The following is a 19,253-nucleotide window of genomic DNA, read 5'->3' as shown; positions in this document are numbered from 1 at the left end:
GGGGGAGATAAAAGGAACTTCCCCAAAAAACCATAGAACATGTCTATGGTTTTTTGTTTATTTATTGAAAAGGAGGAGAGGACGATGATGGAAAAGAAAGCAGGTTGGAATCTCGAAAACAGTTATAGAAGCCTTCCTGGAACATTTTTCACCCTTCAGGTTCCAGAACCGGTGCGTGACCCAAAGCTGGTGGTTCTAAATAAGGAGGTTGCTGAGTCCCTGGGGCTCGATGCCGAAAAACTGGAAGCGGATGTCCTGTCGGGCAATGAAATCCCTGAAGGAGCCGAGCCCCTTGCCCAAGCCTATGCGGGCCATCAGTTCGGTCATTTCAATATGCTGGGTGATGGACGGGCTGTCCTGATTGGCGAGCAGATCACGCCGGAGGGAAAACGATTCGATATTCAGCTTAAAGGGGGAGGAAGAACCCCTTATTCCCGTGGAGGGGACGGTCGTGCGGGACTCGGTCCCATGCTCCGGGAGCACATCATCAGTGAAGCCATGTACGGACTTGGGATTCCTACGACCAGGAGTTTGGCAGTGGTGACAACGGGTGAGCCGATTTACCGGGAAACTGAACAAAAGGGTGCAATCCTGACAAGGGTGGCGGCCAGTCATCTCCGTGTCGGGACGTTCCAGTTTGCTTCAAGATTCGGGGAAGTGGATGATCTCCGGGCCCTTGCAGATTATGCACTGGAGCGTCACTATCCAGAGGGCATGGATGCTCCCAACCGCTACCTTTTCCTACTGAAGGAAGTCATCAAACGACAGGCTGCCCTTATCGCAAAGTGGCAAATGGTCGGTTTCATCCACGGTGTCATGAACACAGATAATATGACGATCAGCGGGGAAACGATTGATTACGGGCCATGTGCCTTCATGGATACGTATGACCCGAAAACGGTCTTCAGTTCCATCGATGCACAAGGAAGGTATGCATATGGGAATCAACCGCCGATTGCTGGATGGAATCTCGCCCGCTTTGCCGAAAGCCTGCTACCGATGCTTCATGAGGAACAGGAAGAATCCTTGAAACTTGCACAGGATGCAATACTGGAATTCCCTGAGTTGTACGAGGGTCATTGGCTGAGCGGAATAAGGGAGAAACTGGGATTATTCAATAGTGAAGAAGGAGATCGTTCCCTTGCTGAAGATCTGTTGGAACTGATGAATAAATATCAGGCAGACTTTACGAATACCTTCCGGAACCTGACATTGGGGAGTGAAGAAACAGACTTCTTTAAGACTCCTGATTATGCGGTTTGGAAAGAACGATGGAAGGAAAGATTAGGGAGACAGGACGAGACGATGGAAGCTTCCCGACAGCGAATGCGCAAGAGCAATCCGTCGGTCATCCCGCGCAACCACAGGGTCGAAGAAGCGCTCAAGGCAGCAGTCGAAGAGGATGATTTCACTGTCATGAATGACTTGCTTGCGGTTCTGAAAGATCCGTACGCTTACTCTACAGATCAGGAAGAGTATTGCACACTTCCAAGTCCGTCAAACCGTCCGTATCGTACCTATTGTGGGACGTAAAGAAGCTGTTTTACTGTAACACAAGAACCAAAATGGAAAGGTGGAACGTTCATGAGGGCCGTTCAAGTTACAGAATATGGAGATGTCGACAAGCTTGAAGTCGCGGAGATTCCGGCCCCCACCCCTCAAAAGGGGGAAGTCCTTGTCAAAGTAAAGGCGTGTGCCATTAATAACACTGAAATCTGGATGAGAGAAGGCGCATATGGGACGGAAGAGAAGTCTGGGTGGCGTCCTGAAGGTGTCCAGTTTCCAAGGGTTCCCGGTTCGGATATCACAGGTGAAGTGGTAGAAGTGGGTGGGGATGTCGCAGAAACCATGTTGGGCAAAGATGTTGTACTGTTCCCATTCACTTCAAGCGGAACGGAAGGCAGCGAACATATATCAGACGATATGTCCTTCATCGGCTCCGAGTATGACGGCGGCTATGCTGAATACGTCGTCTGGCCGGCAGAACTGTGTTATGACATGCCTCTCTCCACGTATGAAGAAAGTGCCGTGTTTTCCGTCAGCGGTTTGACGGCATGGCATATGGTGGAACAGATACAGGCGCAGCCTTCGGAAACGATCGTCGTCACCGGTGCCAACGGCGGTGTGGGATCATTGAATGTTCAAATTGCATCCAGGGTTTTCGGATCAAAGGTCATTGGCATAGTGGGAGACATGGCTTTAGAGGAAAAGATGAAAGAGCTCGGTGCCACACACGTTCTGTCCTATAAGTCGCCAAAGCTTGCCGAGGATATCGTTGAAGTAAATGGAGGCCAAGTCGATTCCGTGTTGGATGTAGTAGGGGATGCACTGTTCGAAACCTCCCTTGAAGTCTTAAAAAAAGGCGGCAAATTCTGTATATCCGGATCCGCCGGTGGTCAGAAAACACAACTTGATTTCAGGACCCTTTATTTAAAACACATCACGTTCTATGGATCGGTCCTGGGGACAAGGGAAGAGTTCAAACGGATGCTCGATGCGATTTCTGAAGGGAAAATCAAGCCGGTCATTGATCGGACGTTCCCACTGGAACAAGCGGGTGAAGCACAAATCTATTTTAAACATTCAGGAAAACTGGGGAAGATCGTCCTCATCCCTTGATATACATGTGATAAAGCTCGGGGTCCTATGTGATCCCGGGCTTTTTTGCTATGTTAAAGGATTGTACGGGGGAGAAGCCGAACTATACACATATAGACTATAAAGGGGGCGGTTCATGATGAAAATGAGTACCGAACGACATCCATTTAAAAGAGGACTAAAATCGTAAAGGGGTTTTATATGTGAAGCAGGCATTACTTGTCATTGATGTACAACAGGATTTAGTGGAAGGAAACGAAAAGGAACAGGCGGTCTTTCAAAAAGAAAAACTGATCGAGACCATCAACAAAGTGGTCACCAAGGCAAAGGAAGCGGACGCACATATCGTCTTCATCAGGGACAAAGACGTCGCAGGTGGTAACGGCGAAGGGTTCCAGGTACATCGGGACCTTGAGATTCCGGATCATGCAGAGGTATTTGATAAGCTCGCTACCAACTCGTTTTACAGTACGCCGTTACTCTCTTTTTTAAAAGAAAAAGAAGTAGGGCATCTCGTGATTACGGGATGTCAGACAGAATACTGTATCGATACGGCTGTCCGTTATGCGACGGTGAGCGGATTCGATGTCACCCTGGTGGCTGACGGCCATTCCACCAAGGACTCTAGCGCCTTGAAGGCGGAACAAATCATTGCCCATCATAATGTTGCTTTGAGGGGCCATTACAATGTGGATCATTTCTCGGATGTGAGACCATCACATGAAGAACTGTTCCAGCCGAAGCATGATGAGTATCGGAAGGAATATGGAATGTAAGAGGTTAAGCCCATTTTATCAGGCATTGCGCTGATAAAATGGGTATTTTTAAGGGAAGCAAGTTTTCGTTTTTGGAACATGGCTCTCTGTTCCCGATATGTTATAGTGGTAGCATATCAAGGACAGGTCCTGTCAGGGGGAATATGAGAATGTATGACTTAGTTCAGAAAGTACGAGAAGAAAATCCATTAGTACATAATATAACGAACGTAGTGGTCACGAATTTTACGGCCAACGGCTTGCTGGCTATCGGGGCATCCCCGGTGATGGCCTATGCGAAAGAAGAAGTAGGGGATATGGCTAAGTTGGCCGGGTCCCTTGTCCTTAACATTGGAACCCTATCAAGAGACATCATCGATAGCATGATCATCGCTGGAAAAGCGGCCAATGAAAAAGGGATACCTGTTGTATTGGATCCGGTTGGAGCAGGGGCGACTTTCTTCCGCACGGAAATGGCAAGGGAAATCCTGAATGAAGTAAACGTCTCCATCTTAAGAGGGAACGCAGCGGAAGTGGCTCATATTGCAGGAGAACAATGGGCGATCAAAGGTGTTGACGCCGGTTCGAATGGGGGAGACACGTTGGAATTAGCCCAAAGGGCGGCAGCGCAATTGGATTGTACCATTGTCATAACAGGGAAAACCGATATCATCTCAAACCCGCAAGGAACCTATTCAGTGGCGAATGGTCATCCCATTTTAACGAAGGTCACGGGGACGGGCTGTTTATTATCTTCGGTCATCGGTGCCTTTGCAGCCATTGAAAAAGATCTATTAAAAGCTGCTGTAACGGCAGTTGCTGTATATGGAATAGCAGCAGAAAAAGCAGCCGGTGTGGCATCTGAAAGGGGTCCGGGAAGTTTTCAAATTGAATTCATCGATCAACTTTCTTCCATTTGTGAAGAAGATGTTGCACTTGGAAAAGTAGAGAGAATCTAAAGAGGAAGGGTGGCACAATCATGTCTGTATATAAAGCATTGACGATAGCAGGTTCAGACAGTGGCGGGGGAGCCGGCATTCAGGCAGATATAAAAACATTCCAGGAGCTTGGTTCCTATGGGATGTCGGTCATCACTGCCGTAACCGCTCAAAACACATCAGGCGTTCAAGGCGTGTATCCAGTTTCCATGGAAGGAATCGTTCAGCAATTAGATTCTATTGGCCAGGACCTGGGGCCTCATGCGTTAAAAACAGGCATGCTGCATTCCGGAGAAGTCATTGAGGCAGTAAGTGAACGAATCCGTCATTATGGCTGGACGAATCTTGTGGTGGATCCTGTCATGATTGCAAAAGGCGGAGCCAAGCTTTTACAAAATGAAGCCGTTCGTGCGTTAAAGGAACAATTAATCCCTCTTTCTGCTGTCATTACACCCAATTTACCTGAAGCAGAAATCATCACCGGAATAAAGATTGAAACATTGGACGATCGAAAAGGCGCCTCAAAGATCCTGATTGATATGGGTGCCGGATCAGTCGTTATAAAAGGCGGACATGCCGATGGCGAGCAGGTAATCGACCTCTTTTATGATGGGGAGGAATTTGTGGAAATGGTCTCACCCAGAATCGAGACACCTCATACGCATGGAACTGGATGCACCTTCTCGGCTGCGATTACTGCTCAATTATCTCAAGGAATGGACATCAAGGAAGCGGTCAAGACGGGGAAAGGGTTTATCCGGGCAGCCATTGAAGACCCGCTTGGAATTGGGAATGGTCATGGCCCGACGAATCATTGGGCTTATAATAAGAAGGCATCAGGTGAACGTAAATGATAGATAAGCGGGAGCAATTAAAGGATTCTCTTACTCTTTATTTTATTATGGGAAGCACAAACTGCATGAAGGATCCGGTTTATGTGTTAGAACAGGCAATAGAAGGTGGCATAACCCTCTTTCAATTCCGGGAAAAAGGGCTCGGTGCCTTAGAAGGACAGGAAAAGGTGAGACTTGCTGAAAAACTTCAGAAGGTATGCAAGAACGCCGGGATCCCTTTTATCGTAAATGACGATGTGGAATTGGCTTTAGCCATCGATGCTGATGGCATTCATATCGGTCAGGAAGACGAAAGGGCAAGTATCGTACGGGGGAAAATCGGTGACAAATGGCTTGGGGTTTCCACTCATACACTTGCCGAAGCGCAGCAGGCTATTGCCGATGGGGCGGATTACTTAGGACTTGGCCCCATTTATCCCACCATTTCAAAAGACGATACGGTCAAAATTCACGGCTTGGACATCATCAAAAGCTTTCGAATGAACGATATCCCTACTCCGATTGTGGGGATTGGAGGCATCAGTTCAATGAATGCCAAAGAAATCATTGATGCTGGTGCGGACGGAATCTCGGTGATCTCAGCAATATCAGGTGCCGAAAACATCACAGAAGCAGCGAGAGAGCTTAAGAGAGCGGTTTTAAAGTCACATTTAGAAATATGAAAGCGGGCCTGTCCACCATCAACGTTCATTAATAAACGTTGATGGTGGACAGGTCTTATTTGACAATCAATATTCTTCCAGTTAAAATATGAATGTATTCATAAATGAACGCGTTCATATTTTTGATAATCAAAGGAGCAATGATTATGGCAGGACTACGTGAAGATAAGAAACGGCAAACGCAGCTGAACATCATGGAATCAGCGAAGAACATTTTCTCTCAAAAGGGATTCGAAACAGCTTCCATGGCTGAAATTGCGAAGGATGCAGGTGTGGGGACCGGGACCATCTACAATTATTTTCCTTCTAAGGGAGCCTTGCTGCTGCGTATCTTCACTGAAGAAGCGGAGGGGATGAAAGAAGGGCTTCAAGATCCGTTTTCCTCAGAAGAGAGTGAAGATCTGGTAGCAAGTGTGATTGGGGCAATGCTGGGATTTGCAGAATTTTTTCAGCATTATCCGAAAGCATTTTGGTGCGAGCTGTTTCACGTGATGACGGGAGAGGTGGAAGAGAGCATCCGGTTGAGACAGGGGTTATTCGGTATTGATGAAGAGATGATGAAGTGGATCATGTATTTGATCGAAAGCCATTCAGATTGTTTTGCCGTCAATGTTGATCCAGAAGAAGCGGCTTACGCCATCTATAGTGCAGCCATGTCCGATACGATGTTCTATATGTATAACGAAGAAATGGATCATGAAGCTTATAAGGAACAGTTGGCGAGGCACATACGATTTTTATTTGAAGGAAAAATGAAACCGGGAAAGAAGGAATGAACATGAGCGTCTTGAGCATCAATGGAGTTCATAAAACGTATCAAAGCGGCCAAACGACCTTTCAGGCACTGACGGATATTCATGTAGAGGTGAAGGAGGGTGAGATAGTCGTCATCCTCGGTCCATCGGGTTCCGGGAAGTCCACGTTGTTGAATGCCATTGGAGGCATTGATGCAATTGATTCCGGGAGCATTGAGGTCAATAAGAAAGATATTGGCCGATTGAGTGATCGAGACCTTGTGGATTATAGAAGGGAAGACGTTGGCTTTGTCTTTCAAATGTATAATTTGATCCCAAATTTAACGGTTTATGAAAATATCGAATTGACGGCGAATATCAGTCGGGAGGCAATGTCTATTCCGGAGGTGATCCATGCCGTGGGGTTGTCGGGGATGGAGGATCGCTTCCCTCGTGAACTAAGCGGTGGGCAACAGCAGCGGGTCTCGATTGCCCGTGCCGTCGTGAAGGCTCCGAAACTATTATTATGTGACGAACCGACAGGGGCATTGGATTCAGGCACATCGAAAGAAATTCTGCAGTTGATCGAGAAAGTGAATAAAGAATTTAACACGACAGTCCTTATCATCACCCACAACCAAGCAATCAAAAGCATGGCGAACCGGGTCATCACACTGAAAGATGGAAAGGTAGAATCCGACTTTGTCAATGAACATCAAACCTCCGCTGAAGGGGTTGAGTGGTGATGCCTCTTCGGAAAAAGCTTTTTCGGACCATAATGGAAAAAAAGGCGCAGTTCTTTTCAGCGTGGTTTCTGATTGTCATCAGCTCCATCGTATTTTACGCATTCACAGCAGCCGGAGCAAATCTCATTGATAATCTACAGATTTTTTTTAACGAGAATAAAGTAGAAGATGCTCAGTTCATGACACAACAGCCTTTGAATGACATCGAAGAAATTGAAAAGGAAAGTGGCGCAGAAATCGAGCAAAGGATTGCAATCGATCTTCCATATAGTAAAGATTCGACTCTCAGATTGTTGGATGAGACGGATGACGTCAATCTTTCTACTGTAGTGGAAGGGGGAAATCTATCTTCGGACCGTGATATATTAGTGGATAAAGGTTTCGCCAAAGCCCATGATGTGACGATTGGACACGAGGTTGAACTGGGAGGGGAAACGTTCCATGTTACAGGCTATATGGCGATTCCGGATTACATCTATCCATTAAAGGATGAAGCAGGCTTCCTGAAAAATCCGGATGCATTCGGTGTCGCCGTCGTGAAACCATCTGTTTTATCCCAGTGGGAAAATCACCGGATTTACTATAGTGTCCGTCTATCGGATGCTTCCCCGGAAGAACTGAAAAAGCAGATCAATCAAACGAATCAGATCATTAAATGGACGGATAAAAAAGATAATAATCGTATTTCCTTCATCAAAGGGGATATTGCCGGTGTCAAAAAGATGGGACAATTTCTTCCGATAGGCATTTTATTCATTAGTATGGTGATCATTCTTATATTATTGTGGCGCTTAATGAAGAAGGAATATGTACAGATCGGTACATTGTATGCCCTCGGCTACAGGAAAAGGGAAATTATCCGTCACTATCTTTCTTACGCCGGAGTTCTCGCCACCACAGGAAGTGTGGTCGGTACGATCCTTGGATGGGTATTCCTGCATCCCTTGCTATCCACTTTTGCAGCTTATTATAATCTGCCCGTACTGGATGTGAAACTGCATGTGGGGTATTTACTTGTGAGTATTTTTCTGCCGCTGGTGCTGTTCATCCCGTTCACCTATTACCTGGTTCACCGTGTCTTGAAAATCCCGCCGGTGAGTTTGATAAAAGGTGGGGAACGAAAAGTCAAAGTGAGCAGGCTGGAGCGGTTGTTTAAAATGAAGAAGCTGCCGTTCCGGCGGAAATTCGTGATCAGGGAAATCATTAGAAATCTTCCCAGGGCACTGTTTTTGATCATAGGTGTGATGTTTGCCACATTATTATTGTTGTTCGGGTTCGTCACCAAGAATTCGATGGAGTACCTGGTGACCGATAATTTTCAACAAGTGTACGACTATGAGTATAGCTATCTATTCAAAGCTCCACAGACCACAGAACCTGACTCGGGACAGATCGGTGCTGTGGCACCATTTACGATAGATAAGGAGAACGTGACGATCACGGGCCTGAAGCCGGATAATACAGCCATTCGATTGCAGGACTCAAGCAGAGAAAAAATTACATTCGATTCAGTAATCATGAATAAATCCCTCTCAGATAAATTAGGGATTCAAGAGGGGGATTCGATTCATGTGAAAAATGAATTGACGGAAAAATCCTTTACTCTCACCATTGATCACATCGCTGAATCGTATCTTGGAAATATGATTTATATGCCACTTGATGAATTCAACCGATTAAATGGTTATCCTTCTGGAAGTTATACGGAGATTTATTCAAACAAAGAACTCAACTTACCGGAAGATCAGATTGTCTCGACGACAAAATCATCTGATACAATTGACGGCTTCAAGGAAATGATTAAGCCTTTGAACTATGGTGTGGCAGCGATTGCCCTTGTTGCAGCCATCATTGCAATTATCATCATCTATATATTGATTTCATTATTAATTGAGGAAAATTCCTTCAAAATTTCACTCATGAAAGTCATCGGTTATCGGGAGAATTCGATTATGAAGATGATGATCGGCTATAATATTTGGTTCATCATCCTTGGGTATGTGATAGGCATTCCTGTGACTGTTTTCTCAATTTCAGCCTTTATGAATTCGATTACTTCAGAAATGAATGTCACGATTCCTGTCAGGCTGGATTGGATGAGTGTCTTCATCAGTTTTAGTATCATCATCATTTCGTATTATGTATCCCTGTGGCTGAATCATCGGAAATTAAAAGGGATTTCCATGAAAGAAGCGATTAACCGGAGTACCGAATAGGTGATGTAATAAGGTGTCTGATCCAAATATAAAGGGTCAGACATCTTTTGGGTTTTGGGTATTCTGACAACCCGGGCAATAGTACAATCTTCTTGAAGCCGCCACGATTTTCTCAATTTCACTTCCGCAAATGAAGCATGATGCTCCTTCGCGATTAAACACCCAGTGCCGGTACCGGGAACGCTTCACACCTTCTGATTTTAGCTTTTCGGCAAGTTTGGGGTCATTCGTGATACCGCCTGTTTCATACGATTGCTTCACCAAATCAATGATGGCGTGTGCAGTTTTATTTAATTGCTCTTCCGTACAATCAGCCGGGCGAAGAGAAGGATGAATGCCTGCGACAAACATGATCTCTGATCTTAAATAATTCCCGATTCCTGCCACAAAGCCCTGATCCAACAGTAGAATCGACCATTTGCGGTTTCGGAATCGTTTGTCCTTCATCCTCACTACAAGCTCATCGGCTGTTACATCTTCACTTAAAAGGTCCGGCCCGACTTTTGAGATGAAGGGATGTTCTGGCACTTCTTCATCACGGAGGACTTCGATATCCGATGCACTGTAGAGGAGTGCTGATTTCTTTTCGTTATGCAGGGCGAGGCGGAGCTGTCGATTGGTCTTCGGATAATTGTACAAGCTGCGGATATACCATTTTCCATAGAGTTGATTGTGGGAGTAAATCGTATAGCCATTATTAAAGCGGATGAGCATGGCTTTTCCTTTTGTATCGACTCTGGTCACGATAGACCCCTTCAGCAAATCTTCATAGTCTCTTAAATGAGGGAAGGCAAAATACACATCTTCCACAGTTCTATTTTTAAGAGCACGCTCAACGTTATCGGCTGCTCTTCTGATTTCGGGACCTTCTGGCATGGCAGTTTCTCCTTTTTACTATAGTTGTTCCCTTTTTATTCCTTTATGTAACCATTGGATGGGCTGAGCTCTTCATCCGTTTCATGGTCTTGACATTATTCCGATATATTGATAGAGTTTTAAAAAATCAAAATATTTTCTTATCCAGAGAGGTGGAGGGACTGGCCCTTTGAAGCCTCAGCAACAGGTCTGTGAAGATACTGTGCTAATTCCAGCGGGTGATTTAAACCCTGATAGATAGGAGCAATCTTTTATTTGTCGGTGACGCACTCGTTCAGGGTGCGTTTTTTGTTTGTTCACCCATACCTCAATCAACTTAGAAGGAAGGGTGTTTGTATGGAAAACACAGGACAGAGTTTCAAAAGAAAGATGAAGACACGGCATTTAGTGATGCTGAGTCTTGGAGGGGTGATCGGAACCGGGCTTTTCTTGAGTTCGGGTTATACCATTCATCAGGCTGGACCGTTTGGGACGATCCTTGCTTATTTGATCGGGGCGCTGGTGGTGTATCTCGTGATGCTGTGTTTAGGCGAGCTCTCTGTCCATATGCCGGAGACCGGATCCTTTCATAGTTATGCTGCAAAATTCATTGGTCCGGGGACCGGTTACACGGTGGGCTGGTTATATTGGCTGACATGGACGGTGGCTTTGGGGTCGGAGTTCACGGCGGCCGGCTTGATGATGCAGCGGTGGTTCCCTTCGATTAGTGTATGGATTTGGAGCGCGGTCTTCGCTGCGTTGATCTTTTTCTTTAATGCATTGTCGGTGCGTTTTTTTGCTGAATCTGAATTTTGGTTTTCTTTAGTGAAAGTGATTGCGATTGTGGCGTTTATTGTGATCGGGGCAGGGGCGATCGTCGGGTTCATTCCCCTCGGTCATTCAGAGCCTGCTCCATTTTTCTCGAATATCACAAATTCAGGGTTATTTCCGAACGGGGCATTTGCTATCTTGATGACCATGCTTGCCGTAAATTTTGCTTTTTCAGGAACAGAATTAATCGGGGTAGCGGCGGGAGAAACAGAGAATCCATCAAAATCGATTCCTAAAGCCATCCGCACTACGCTTGTGAGATTGATTCTCTTTTATGTAGGGACGATTGTCGTATTATCGGCATTATTACCGAGCCAGTCAGCAGGTGTATTGGAAAGCCCTTTTGTCGCAGTGCTTGGACGGATTGGAATCCCGTATGCCGCCGATATCATGAATTTTGTCATCATCACGGCTATCTTATCAGCGGCAAACTCAGGTCTGTATGCTTCTTCCAGAATGCTATGGTCGCTGGCAGATAAGCAAACCATCTCACCGATTTTTGCCAAATTGACTGATAGGGGAGTTCCTCTTAATGCGATGGTATGCAGCATGCTTGGTGGGGGACTTGCCCTGCTTTCAAGCATCATTGCACCGGGAACGGTCTACATCGTATTGGTTTCGGTCTCAGGTTTAGCGGTAGTCATCGTGTGGATGAGCATCAGTGCTGCCCAATTTCTATTTCGTAGACAGTACATAAGGGAAGGGAATGATGTGAAGGAACTTGCTTATCGGACGCCGCTCTATCCACTTGTTCCCGTTGCGTCGTTTCTGCTTTGTCTCGCTTCCTGCATCGGCATTGCCTTTGATCCCACTCAGAGGATCGCCCTTTATTGCGGGATCCCGTTTATCGCGGTCTGCTATGGAAGCTATTATCTAACACTATACGTGAAGAAAAGAGGTACAGGACATGTCGAATCAACTGAAGCTGAATCCCATTGAGGTGATGTTACAAACGCAATCCCTAATTATTTTGGATGGGGCATTAGCCACAGAGCTGGAATCCCATGGCTGTGATTTAAATGATCCCCTTTGGTCAGCACGTGTCCTCCTAGAAAAGCCGGAAGCGATTGAGAAGGTTCATGCTGATTATTTCCGTGCAGGAGCCGATTGTGCCATTACAGCCAGCTACCAGGCAACGGTGGATGGTTTCAGAAAGCGCGGAATAGAGAAACCGGAAGCGTTGGATTTAATCAAGAAGACTGTATATCTCGCCAAGAAGGCACGGGATGACTTCTGGGAGAAAGAGAAGGGAAAAACGAATCGGCAGAAACCAATTGTCGCCGGTTCTGTAGGACCTTACGGGGCATACCTGGCTGACGGCTCTGAATATGTAGGGAACTATGGTGTAAGTGATCACCTTTTAACAGATTTCCATTATCCGAGAATCAAGGCATTAGTAGAGGCGGGTGCTGATGTGCTGGCATTTGAAACCATCCCATCCTTGCAGGAAGCAAAAGTCCTCGCTTCGCTTTTAAAAGAATTTCCGGAAACTTGCGCCTGGCTGTCTTTTTCATTAAAGGATGGAGAGACAATAAGTGATGGCACGGGGATTCAAGAGTGCGCGCGGGTGTTCAATGATCATGAACAAATCGCTGCGATTGGTGTGAATTGTACACCGATTCCTGCGGCTAAGCTTGCGATGAGCGTACTAAACAGACATACTGACAAGCCAATCATCGTGTACCCGAACTCGGGGGAAACGTACGATGCTGAAACGAAAACGTGGAATGGGGAGGGAGCTTGTTGTGCGTTTGATGAGGATTCAGTAGTTTTGTACGAAGCGGGTGCCCGTATCGTTGGTGGCTGCTGCCGCACACATCCGGGGGATATTGAGGCGTTGGCGAAGAGGTGGAGGTAGTCTCCATATGCTAACATGCAAAGGCCCAAGTGTTACACCACTTGGGCCTTTTATAATGATGGCTACTAGTATTGAATAGAAAACCTCTCTTTGGCAAGACAGTGGGGACCGGTTACGTGCACCATCCCCCAATGGCAAGCCCCCTTCGTTCAATTAGTCGATCATTCCCACAATCCGTTCACAAATCTCATGGGTGATCAAAGAATCCTCGATGGAAGGATCAGGCTGATGTCCTTTTTCCACACAGTCGAGGAAGTGATCGATAAGGTCATAGAATCCACGTTTATACAGTGTCGGTTCCCAGTCGCCAAAAGAAGTAACACTTTTTTCTTTGTTGTGATAGTGAGTCGTTTCTACAAGACTGTCGACGACGTATTTATGATGTCCCGCAGAGTATTCAATGATTTCTTCCGTCACCCCGCCGTCCCGATTCATGATGCCGACTGCCGTACAGTCCTCACCGATGAGCTGTATGACGAGATGGTGAAGGAGATCTCCTCTTTTAAAGGATTGAACCTTCACATCCAACACATCTGAATCCATCAGGAAACGAAGGGTATCGACGACATGGATGAAATCTTCGACGACGAATCTCCTAGGCTCATCCGGGGCAGCGAACCGGTTTTTTTGCATCAGGAGGAAGCTCGGTTTCCCATGCTCTTTCAGTTCCTTTACTTTGGGGATGAAGCGCCGATTGAATCCGACCATGGCGATTTTTCCGCTGTCTTTTGCAAGCTGGACGATTCGCTTCGTTTCCCCGAAGGTCAGGGAAATCGGTTTGTCTATGTATACATGAATGCCATTCTCCAGGAGCTTCTCAGATATTTCATAGTGGGCTTCAGTGGCTGTACTGACGAAGGCAGCGTCTATGTCTGCAGCAATCAATTCTTCTACCGTCTGAACCCTCTCCGCCACCCGGTATTTATCTCCAAGGGTATGCAACGTCTCGGCATTTCTTGTGCAAAGGACCAATTCAATGCCTTCTTTTTCAGATAGGACAGGAAGATAAGCTTTCTTCGCAATATCCCCTAATCCGATAAGACCGATTTTCATCGTCTTCACCTCTTCATTTTTCTTTTATTATAGTATTCTACAATAGGAATTCAAATGTAACGCTTCCAAACTGAAAGAGAGACTTCCTTTAAACACGAACATTAACTTAATTTTTTAAAATAAAATTCGTATTTTTTGTTGATTTAAAGTGGAGGGTTTGTTATAGTAACACCGTACCACCATTACATATCGTTACTCGTATATCCTCAGTAATATGGTCTGAGCGTTTCTACCCGGTTCCCATTTCAAGAACCGGACTACGGGTTGAAGTATTCGGTTTTTACGGTTTTTTTGCCGTTTTTGCTTTTACTTTGACTTCTGAGATCTGGAACGTGTAGATGCACTCTACCATGACAGGTCTTTTTCTTTTGACCAAAATCAGCGGGTTCCAATCACCAAGAAAAGGGAGAGATTCACATGAAAAAGAAAATCGCATCATTCGCAGCAGTATCTGTACTCGCATTATCTGTTTTTACAGGCTGCAGTTCATCCAATCAAACGGAAGCGAAAGAAAAAAAAGAAGAGCAGCCGATCCTGATTCAGGGGCCGATGCCGATTGAAGCTGAAAAGTTTGCAGGGAAACTGAAAAATGTGAAAGAAGAAACATCCGGCTCATTCGTTTTTTATAAAGGAACGGTGGACGGCTACCCGGTCATAGTTGCCAAGACGGGTAAAGGAATGGAAAATACGGCAGCGGCCACGGCTGTGGCCATTGAAAAATATGATCCCATCGCCATCATCAATCAAGGGACTTCAGGCGGTCATGATCCGGCATTGAACGTGTTTGATATCGTACTCGGTGAAAGAACCGTCAATCTGGGTTCGTTAAAAACCGGGAGCATGGCAGATGAAGAAGGAATCGAACCTACAGCCTGGAAGCCGATGGACCTGATGGCATCTGAAGGAAGTGCGGGGGAAGACCCGAATGCAGAAAAAATCCGCTATTATGATGGTGACGAGGCACTGCTTGCAGCGGCTGATGCCGTTAAAGATACATATAAAAAAGGCAAGGTCGTCGAAGGAACAATCGGTTCTGCTGACGTGTGGAATAACGAAGTGGACCGCATCCAATGGTTCCATGACAAATACGGTACATCCGTAGAGGAAATGGAAGGGGCAGCGGCGGCACAGATCGCCGGGGCATATGATGTACCTTTCCTTGGAATCCGTGTTCTATCAAATAACAAAACAAACGGCGGAGCATACAATCCCGACACAGCAGCTGCGAACCAGGGGTATGTGTATGAAGTGGTAAAAGAGTATATTAGAGAGATGAAGTAATACATCTTGTAGGGACCGACCCGTAGTCGGTCCCTTTTATATTGAAAAAGTTTTACTGATTCTGTTAAAGGGAAGAACATATTATACTAGATTGCCAAGGAGGAAACAGAATGGGTAAAACAATTTTCATTACTGGCGCGGGAAGCGGTCTCGCCAAGGGAGCGTCTCTTGGTCTTGCGAAGAAGGGCCACCGTGTCATTGCGACGACAGAGCTTACCTCGCAAAAGACCGACCTAATGAGAGAAGCGGATGAACAAGGCTTGAATATGGAGGTATTTAAGCTTGATATAACGAACGCAAGGGATCGCGAGCAAATATTGAAGTATGAGTTTGATGTCTTCGTAGCCAATGCGGCCATCAATGAAGGGGGACCACTCGGGGAAGTGCCGATGGATCGTTTTCGTGCCCTCTTTGAAGTGAATGTGTTCGCCACCCTGGAAACGGTTCAATTGGCGGCACAGAAGCTTGTGAAGAAAGGCAGCGGGAAAATCGTGTTCATGAGTTCCATGGCCGGGATCTCCGCAACTCCTTATGTCGGTCCATATACGGCAACCAAACATGCGATTGAAGGGATTGCCCAAACCTTGAAGTCCGAGCTTGAAGAGTTTGGAGTGAAAGTCGCCACCATCAATCCAGGGGCCTTCGAAACCGGATTCAATAAGCGGAGCGGGGAAGAAATCTGGAAATGGTTCGATGACGAGAAGAACTACACGAGAAAAGAAGATATTCTCGAACAGCAGAAAGGATTGGAAGATCAGTTCGATCCTGAAGATATGATTCAAAAGATGATTGAAATCATCCCTGCTGAAAACCATAAATTCCGTACGGTTTATCCGCAAGAAACGGAAAGACAGTTGAAACAGACGCAGGCAGAGCGTTGGGAAATGGAAATCTGATTCAGTCAATAAGGAGGGAGGAGACCCTGTGTAAAGGGGTCCCTCCCTTTTTTATGATACAATGGTTAAATGCAAAACATCACACGGAGTTGATTACAATAGAAACGAAAAACTATTTATATACGTTTTCTTGGGAGCCGAACGAAGAGTCGCTATGTGCGTTGGAAAGGCGCATCCTGTTCGGACAGGCTTCTGAATCCAGTATTCTCGAAAGTACGGTGAAGGTCGATCCAAGCAGAAGCCCTTTCATCCGGGAAAGACTGGAGATCATATGCGAAGGTGCTGAATTGGAAGAATTACTTCATAACATAGAGAAGTTAGACGCAGTGGACGGATTCAAGGTCGTATTTGTACAAAACCCTGATGGTGACAGAGTCGGCTTTAAGAAACTGCGGAGGATCGAGAAGGAAATCGGCCTGCATCTGAAAGGCGAAGCGGAACTTGTCGATCCCCATATTTGGTATGGTGTCATCAACACGGGTGAACGCTGGGTGTTTGGAGCTTATATAAAAAATGAAGCGATATGGCTGCATCATGTGAAAAAGCCTCACAGCTATTCCACTGCACTGAGTACCCGTGTGGCAAGAGCCGTCGTGAACATTGCGGCTCCCGAAACGGAAGACATCAAGATGATCGATCCATGCTGCGGAATCGGGACGGTCCTGGTAGAAGCCCTGTCCATGGGTATCGATATTGTAGGCAGTGACCGCAATCCGTTGATCCTCGACGGAGTAAGGGAAAATATCGCTCATTTTGGATTGGAAGGGGAAGTGTCATTAAGAGACATCAATGATGTAACCGGCAGCTACGATGTTGCGGTCATTGATCTACCTTATAATCTCTGCTCCGTCATAACGGATGATGAACAACTTGAAATGCTCAAGAGTGCGAGACGATTCTCTGAAAAGGTCGTGATCGTGACGTTGGAAGATGTGGATAGAAATGTTGAAAAAGCGGGCTTCGATATTGTCGACCGTTGTGAAGTAAGTAAAGGACGATTTGTCAGACAGATACTAGTATGCGCGTAGAGAGTGTGGGAGACCACGCTCTTTTTTATGACACTTTTTCACCAAAATAAGAATATATTTCTTTTTCCCAAAAATAATAAAGGTAATTGAACGTTAGGATGAGTGAGAGGAAGTCAGTATTATCAAGGGTTCCAGACAATGTAAACGCATGACAATTTCTCCCTTATGACATTTGTCATGCCCAGCATATGACACCTACTACTAACATGATGCTTCCTCTTATCCTATAATGAATTCAACGCCTTAAACGAAGGGAATAATGACATGACAAATATAAAAACGCTGAAAAAAGAAGTTGCTCCTTATGAAAAGTCTACAACGAAGGAAAGTGTATGGCAGATCATCAACACGCTTGGACCGTTCTTTCTATTATGGTTCCTTGCGTATCAAAGTCTGTCGGTATCATACTGGCTGGCACTCGTTCCAATCGTGATTGCCGCAGGATTCTTGACGAGGATCTTCATTATCTTTCATGATTGCACCCATTTTTCTTTCTTTAAAAGCCGTAAAGCCAACCGGGCAGTCGGAACGGCCATGGGTGTACTGACACTGTTCCCGTTCGATCAGTGGGGACATGATCATGCCGTCCACCATGCGACAAGTGGGAATCTGGATAAACGAGGAACCGGTGATATCTGGACCCTTACCATCGACGAATATATAGCAGCACCTTTGAAAACACGTTTAGCCTATCGTTTTTACCGTAATCCGTTCGTCATGTTCGTTCTGGGACCGATTTATGTATTTCTTTTGAAAAACCGATTCAATCGTAAAAATGCACGTAAGAAAGAGCGCAATAACACGTATTTAGTGAATGTCATCATCGTGGCTCTCATTGCACTTCTTTCTGTCATGCTTGGGTGGCAGGAATTCCTGCTCGTACAGGGTTCGATCTTCATGGTTTCAGGCTCGATCGGAATCTGGTTGTTTTATGTACAGCATACGTTTGAGGATTCGTATTTTGAAGAAGACAAAGAGTGGCAGTATGTATTGGCGGCCGTTGAGGGAAGCTCCTTTTATAAACTTCCGAAAATCATGCAGTTCCTGACAGGGAATATCGGCTATCACCATGTCCACCATCTGAGTCCAAGAGTACCGAATTACAAGCTGGAACAGGCTCATGTGAACTCGGAGCCCTTACAGAATGTACCGACGATTTCACTCGTAACGAGCTTGAAATCTCTTCGCTTCAAATTATGGGATGAAGAAAATAAGACGTTTGTAAGCTTTAGAGGTCTCAAATCCTCAAGGAAATCGAACGCGCGCATCTCTACAGAAGCCAAACCTGAATTATAAACAGAGCCGACTCTCCTTATGAATCTTCATATAAGGAGAGTCTTTACTTGATACGGTGTTAAAAGGAGAGGACGCATATGATTCGCATTGTGATAGCAGAGGATGAAGAATGGGTGTTAGGAACAATCGGCTCACTACTCAACCTTGAAGAAGATATGGAAATAGTGGGGAAGTCGAGGGACAGGGAGCATGCACTGGAACTCATCCACAACATGCAACCAGACCTCCTTATCCTTAACATCGAACATCTACTGAGGGACGGACCTCTGGAAGTGCTGGAATGTCGACTGCTCGTACTCGCAACATTCCCCAAAGAGGGAAATCTTGAAAAGGTACAGGATGCGGGTGCAGACGGTTACTTATTGAAGGATAGTCCGAGTGAAGAATTGACCTCTTCCATTCGCCGGATGATGGAGGGAACACAAGTATATTCTTCAAAGCTCGTGGAGAAAAAAGAACCTGCATTATACGAAATCCCCCATGCATCCGGACCGTTGAAGAAGAATTATTTTACGATGATCATGGATAAGATGAAGCATCCGACAGGGTGAATTCGTTTTGTCGTCAGCCCCTAACAGAATCGCAGTGGGGGCTGGCTTTTTTTATTTGTCATCATCAGAATCCCCCACTCATATACGTATTAAAATGTTAA

Annotated in this window: 18 protein-coding genes and 2 riboswitches; of the genes, 16 read left to right on the top strand and 2 right to left on the bottom strand. The window is 45.7% G+C overall.

What is annotated here, in order from left to right; genetic code table 11:
- The first annotated feature begins 84 nt into the window (after positions 1-84).
- The 9 genes from ATG71_RS21465 (at position 85) to ATG71_RS21425 (ending at position 9,503) form a co-directional block, all read left to right on the top strand.
- Complete coding sequence (locus tag ATG71_RS21465) at positions 85-1,533, top strand: protein adenylyltransferase SelO (protein WP_098441402.1); 1,449 nt, start codon at positions 85-87, stop codon at positions 1,531-1,533.
- Positions 1,534-1,584: 51 nt separating this feature from the next.
- On the top strand, positions 1,585-2,619 hold the full coding sequence (locus tag ATG71_RS21460; RefSeq protein ID WP_098441401.1) for a zinc-binding dehydrogenase: 1,035 nt from the start codon (positions 1,585-1,587) through the stop codon (positions 2,617-2,619).
- Between the two features lie 182 nt (positions 2,620-2,801).
- Positions 2,802-3,374: a cysteine hydrolase family protein gene (locus ATG71_RS21455; RefSeq protein WP_098441400.1), complete on the top strand. Its 573-nt coding sequence runs from the start codon at positions 2,802-2,804 to the stop codon at positions 3,372-3,374.
- Between the two features lie 149 nt (positions 3,375-3,523).
- The gene (gene thiM / locus ATG71_RS21450) at positions 3,524-4,312 is read left to right on the top strand and encodes a hydroxyethylthiazole kinase (RefSeq protein WP_098441399.1); all 789 of its coding nucleotides are present in this window, start codon (positions 3,524-3,526) and stop codon (positions 4,310-4,312) included.
- Between the two features lie 20 nt (positions 4,313-4,332).
- On the top strand, positions 4,333-5,145 hold the full coding sequence (gene thiD, locus ATG71_RS21445; protein ID WP_098441398.1) for a bifunctional hydroxymethylpyrimidine kinase/phosphomethylpyrimidine kinase: 813 nt from the start codon (positions 4,333-4,335) through the stop codon (positions 5,143-5,145).
- Positions 5,142-5,807: a thiamine phosphate synthase gene (gene thiE, locus ATG71_RS21440; RefSeq protein ID WP_098441397.1), complete on the top strand. Its 666-nt coding sequence runs from the start codon at positions 5,142-5,144 to the stop codon at positions 5,805-5,807. Before thiD ends, thiE begins: the two co-directional genes overlap by 4 nt.
- A 146-nt stretch (positions 5,808-5,953) precedes the next feature.
- Positions 5,954-6,583 (top strand): TetR/AcrR family transcriptional regulator, encoded by a 630-nt coding sequence (locus tag ATG71_RS21435; RefSeq protein WP_179886600.1) that lies wholly within the window; start codon positions 5,954-5,956, stop codon positions 6,581-6,583.
- Positions 6,584-6,585: 2 nt separating this feature from the next.
- Complete coding sequence (locus ATG71_RS21430; RefSeq protein WP_098441395.1) at positions 6,586-7,287, top strand: ABC transporter ATP-binding protein; 702 nt, start codon at positions 6,586-6,588, stop codon at positions 7,285-7,287.
- Positions 7,287-9,503: an ABC transporter permease gene (locus tag ATG71_RS21425; protein ID WP_098441394.1), complete on the top strand. Its 2,217-nt coding sequence runs from the start codon at positions 7,287-7,289 to the stop codon at positions 9,501-9,503. Before ATG71_RS21430 ends, ATG71_RS21425 begins: the two co-directional genes overlap by 1 nt.
- A gap of 36 nt (positions 9,504-9,539) precedes the next feature.
- Here ATG71_RS21425 and nei read toward each other — a convergent pair whose 3' ends face one another.
- On the bottom strand, positions 9,540-10,379 hold the full coding sequence (nei, locus tag ATG71_RS21420; RefSeq protein WP_098441393.1) for an endonuclease VIII: 840 nt from the start codon (positions 10,377-10,379) through the stop codon (positions 9,540-9,542).
- A 137-nt stretch (positions 10,380-10,516) separates the two neighbouring features.
- Positions 10,517-10,623, top strand: a riboswitch (SAM riboswitch).
- A 92-nt stretch (positions 10,624-10,715) separates the two neighbouring features.
- Between nei and mmuP the strand changes: the two genes are divergently transcribed.
- Complete coding sequence (mmuP, locus tag ATG71_RS21415; RefSeq protein ID WP_098441392.1) at positions 10,716-12,128, top strand: S-methylmethionine permease; 1,413 nt, start codon at positions 10,716-10,718, stop codon at positions 12,126-12,128.
- A complete protein-coding gene (gene mmuM, locus ATG71_RS21410) occupies positions 12,097-13,047 on the top strand; it encodes a homocysteine S-methyltransferase (RefSeq protein ID WP_098441391.1) in 951 nt (316 codons plus the stop codon). The genes mmuP and mmuM overlap by 32 nt, the downstream gene beginning before the upstream one ends.
- A gap of 153 nt (positions 13,048-13,200) precedes the next feature.
- Here mmuM and ATG71_RS21405 read toward each other — a convergent pair whose 3' ends face one another.
- Complete coding sequence (locus ATG71_RS21405; protein WP_098441390.1) at positions 13,201-14,100, bottom strand: Gfo/Idh/MocA family protein; 900 nt, start codon at positions 14,098-14,100, stop codon at positions 13,201-13,203.
- A gap of 176 nt (positions 14,101-14,276) precedes the next feature.
- Positions 14,277-14,380: riboswitch (purine riboswitch) on the top strand.
- Between the two features lie 137 nt (positions 14,381-14,517).
- On the opposite strand from ATG71_RS21405, the gene ATG71_RS21400 reads away from it, so the two are divergent.
- The 5 genes from ATG71_RS21400 (at position 14,518) to ATG71_RS21380 (ending at position 19,152) form a co-directional block, all read left to right on the top strand.
- A complete protein-coding gene (locus ATG71_RS21400) occupies positions 14,518-15,381 on the top strand; it encodes a 5'-methylthioadenosine/S-adenosylhomocysteine nucleosidase (RefSeq protein ID WP_098441389.1) in 864 nt (287 codons plus the stop codon).
- Positions 15,382-15,491: 110 nt separating this feature from the next.
- Positions 15,492-16,277: an SDR family oxidoreductase gene (locus tag ATG71_RS21395; RefSeq protein ID WP_098441388.1), complete on the top strand. Its 786-nt coding sequence runs from the start codon at positions 15,492-15,494 to the stop codon at positions 16,275-16,277.
- Positions 16,278-16,330: 53 nt separating this feature from the next.
- A complete protein-coding gene (locus tag ATG71_RS21390; protein ID WP_098441387.1) occupies positions 16,331-17,305 on the top strand; it encodes a TRM11 family SAM-dependent methyltransferase in 975 nt (324 codons plus the stop codon).
- A 264-nt stretch (positions 17,306-17,569) separates the two neighbouring features.
- Complete coding sequence (gene desA / locus ATG71_RS21385) at positions 17,570-18,601, top strand: Delta(5) desaturase DesA (protein ID WP_098441386.1); 1,032 nt, start codon at positions 17,570-17,572, stop codon at positions 18,599-18,601.
- A gap of 77 nt (positions 18,602-18,678) precedes the next feature.
- Complete coding sequence (locus ATG71_RS21380; RefSeq protein WP_098441385.1) at positions 18,679-19,152, top strand: response regulator; 474 nt, start codon at positions 18,679-18,681, stop codon at positions 19,150-19,152.
- The last annotated feature ends 101 nt before the right edge of the window (positions 19,153-19,253 follow it).

Source organism: Bacillus sp. es.034, assembly GCF_002563655.1.
GTDB lineage: Bacteria > Bacillota > Bacilli > Bacillales > Bacillaceae_B > Rossellomorea.
The sequence above is the reverse complement of the archived record's forward strand: the minus strand, read 5'-3'. Positions and strand labels throughout refer to the sequence as shown.

Excerpts from the sequence above, each read along its gene's own strand:
- thiD (WP_098441398.1), top strand. The coding sequence starts at position 4,333 with ATGTCTGTATATAAAGCATTGACGATAGCAGGTTCAGACAGTGGCGGG.
- ATG71_RS21395 (WP_098441388.1), top strand. The coding sequence starts at position 15,492 with ATGGGTAAAACAATTTTCATTACTGGCGCGGGAAGCGGTCTCGCCAAG.
- ATG71_RS21465 (WP_098441402.1), top strand. The coding sequence starts at position 85 with ATGATGGAAAAGAAAGCAGGTTGGAATCTCGAAAACAGTTATAGAAGC.
- ATG71_RS21425 (WP_098441394.1), top strand. The coding sequence starts at position 7,287 with ATGCCTCTTCGGAAAAAGCTTTTTCGGACCATAATGGAAAAAAAGGCG.
- desA (WP_098441386.1), top strand. The coding sequence starts at position 17,570 with ATGACAAATATAAAAACGCTGAAAAAAGAAGTTGCTCCTTATGAAAAG.
- ATG71_RS21390 (WP_098441387.1), top strand. The coding sequence starts at position 16,331 with ATGATACAATGGTTAAATGCAAAACATCACACGGAGTTGATTACAATA.
- thiM (WP_098441399.1), top strand. The coding sequence starts at position 3,524 with ATGTATGACTTAGTTCAGAAAGTACGAGAAGAAAATCCATTAGTACAT.
- ATG71_RS21435 (WP_179886600.1), top strand. The coding sequence starts at position 5,954 with ATGGCAGGACTACGTGAAGATAAGAAACGGCAAACGCAGCTGAACATC.
- ATG71_RS21400 (WP_098441389.1), top strand. The coding sequence starts at position 14,518 with ATGAAAAAGAAAATCGCATCATTCGCAGCAGTATCTGTACTCGCATTA.
- ATG71_RS21460 (WP_098441401.1), top strand. The coding sequence starts at position 1,585 with ATGAGGGCCGTTCAAGTTACAGAATATGGAGATGTCGACAAGCTTGAA.
- thiE (WP_098441397.1), top strand. The coding sequence starts at position 5,142 with ATGATAGATAAGCGGGAGCAATTAAAGGATTCTCTTACTCTTTATTTT.
- mmuP (WP_098441392.1), top strand. The coding sequence starts at position 10,716 with ATGGAAAACACAGGACAGAGTTTCAAAAGAAAGATGAAGACACGGCAT.
- ATG71_RS21430 (WP_098441395.1), top strand. The coding sequence starts at position 6,586 with ATGAGCGTCTTGAGCATCAATGGAGTTCATAAAACGTATCAAAGCGGC.
- ATG71_RS21380 (WP_098441385.1), top strand. The coding sequence starts at position 18,679 with ATGATTCGCATTGTGATAGCAGAGGATGAAGAATGGGTGTTAGGAACA.
- ATG71_RS21405 (WP_098441390.1), bottom strand. The coding sequence starts at position 14,100 with ATGAAAATCGGTCTTATCGGATTAGGGGATATTGCGAAGAAAGCTTAT.
- mmuM (WP_098441391.1), top strand. The coding sequence starts at position 12,097 with ATGTCGAATCAACTGAAGCTGAATCCCATTGAGGTGATGTTACAAACG.
- nei (WP_098441393.1), bottom strand. The coding sequence starts at position 10,379 with ATGCCAGAAGGTCCCGAAATCAGAAGAGCAGCCGATAACGTTGAGCGT.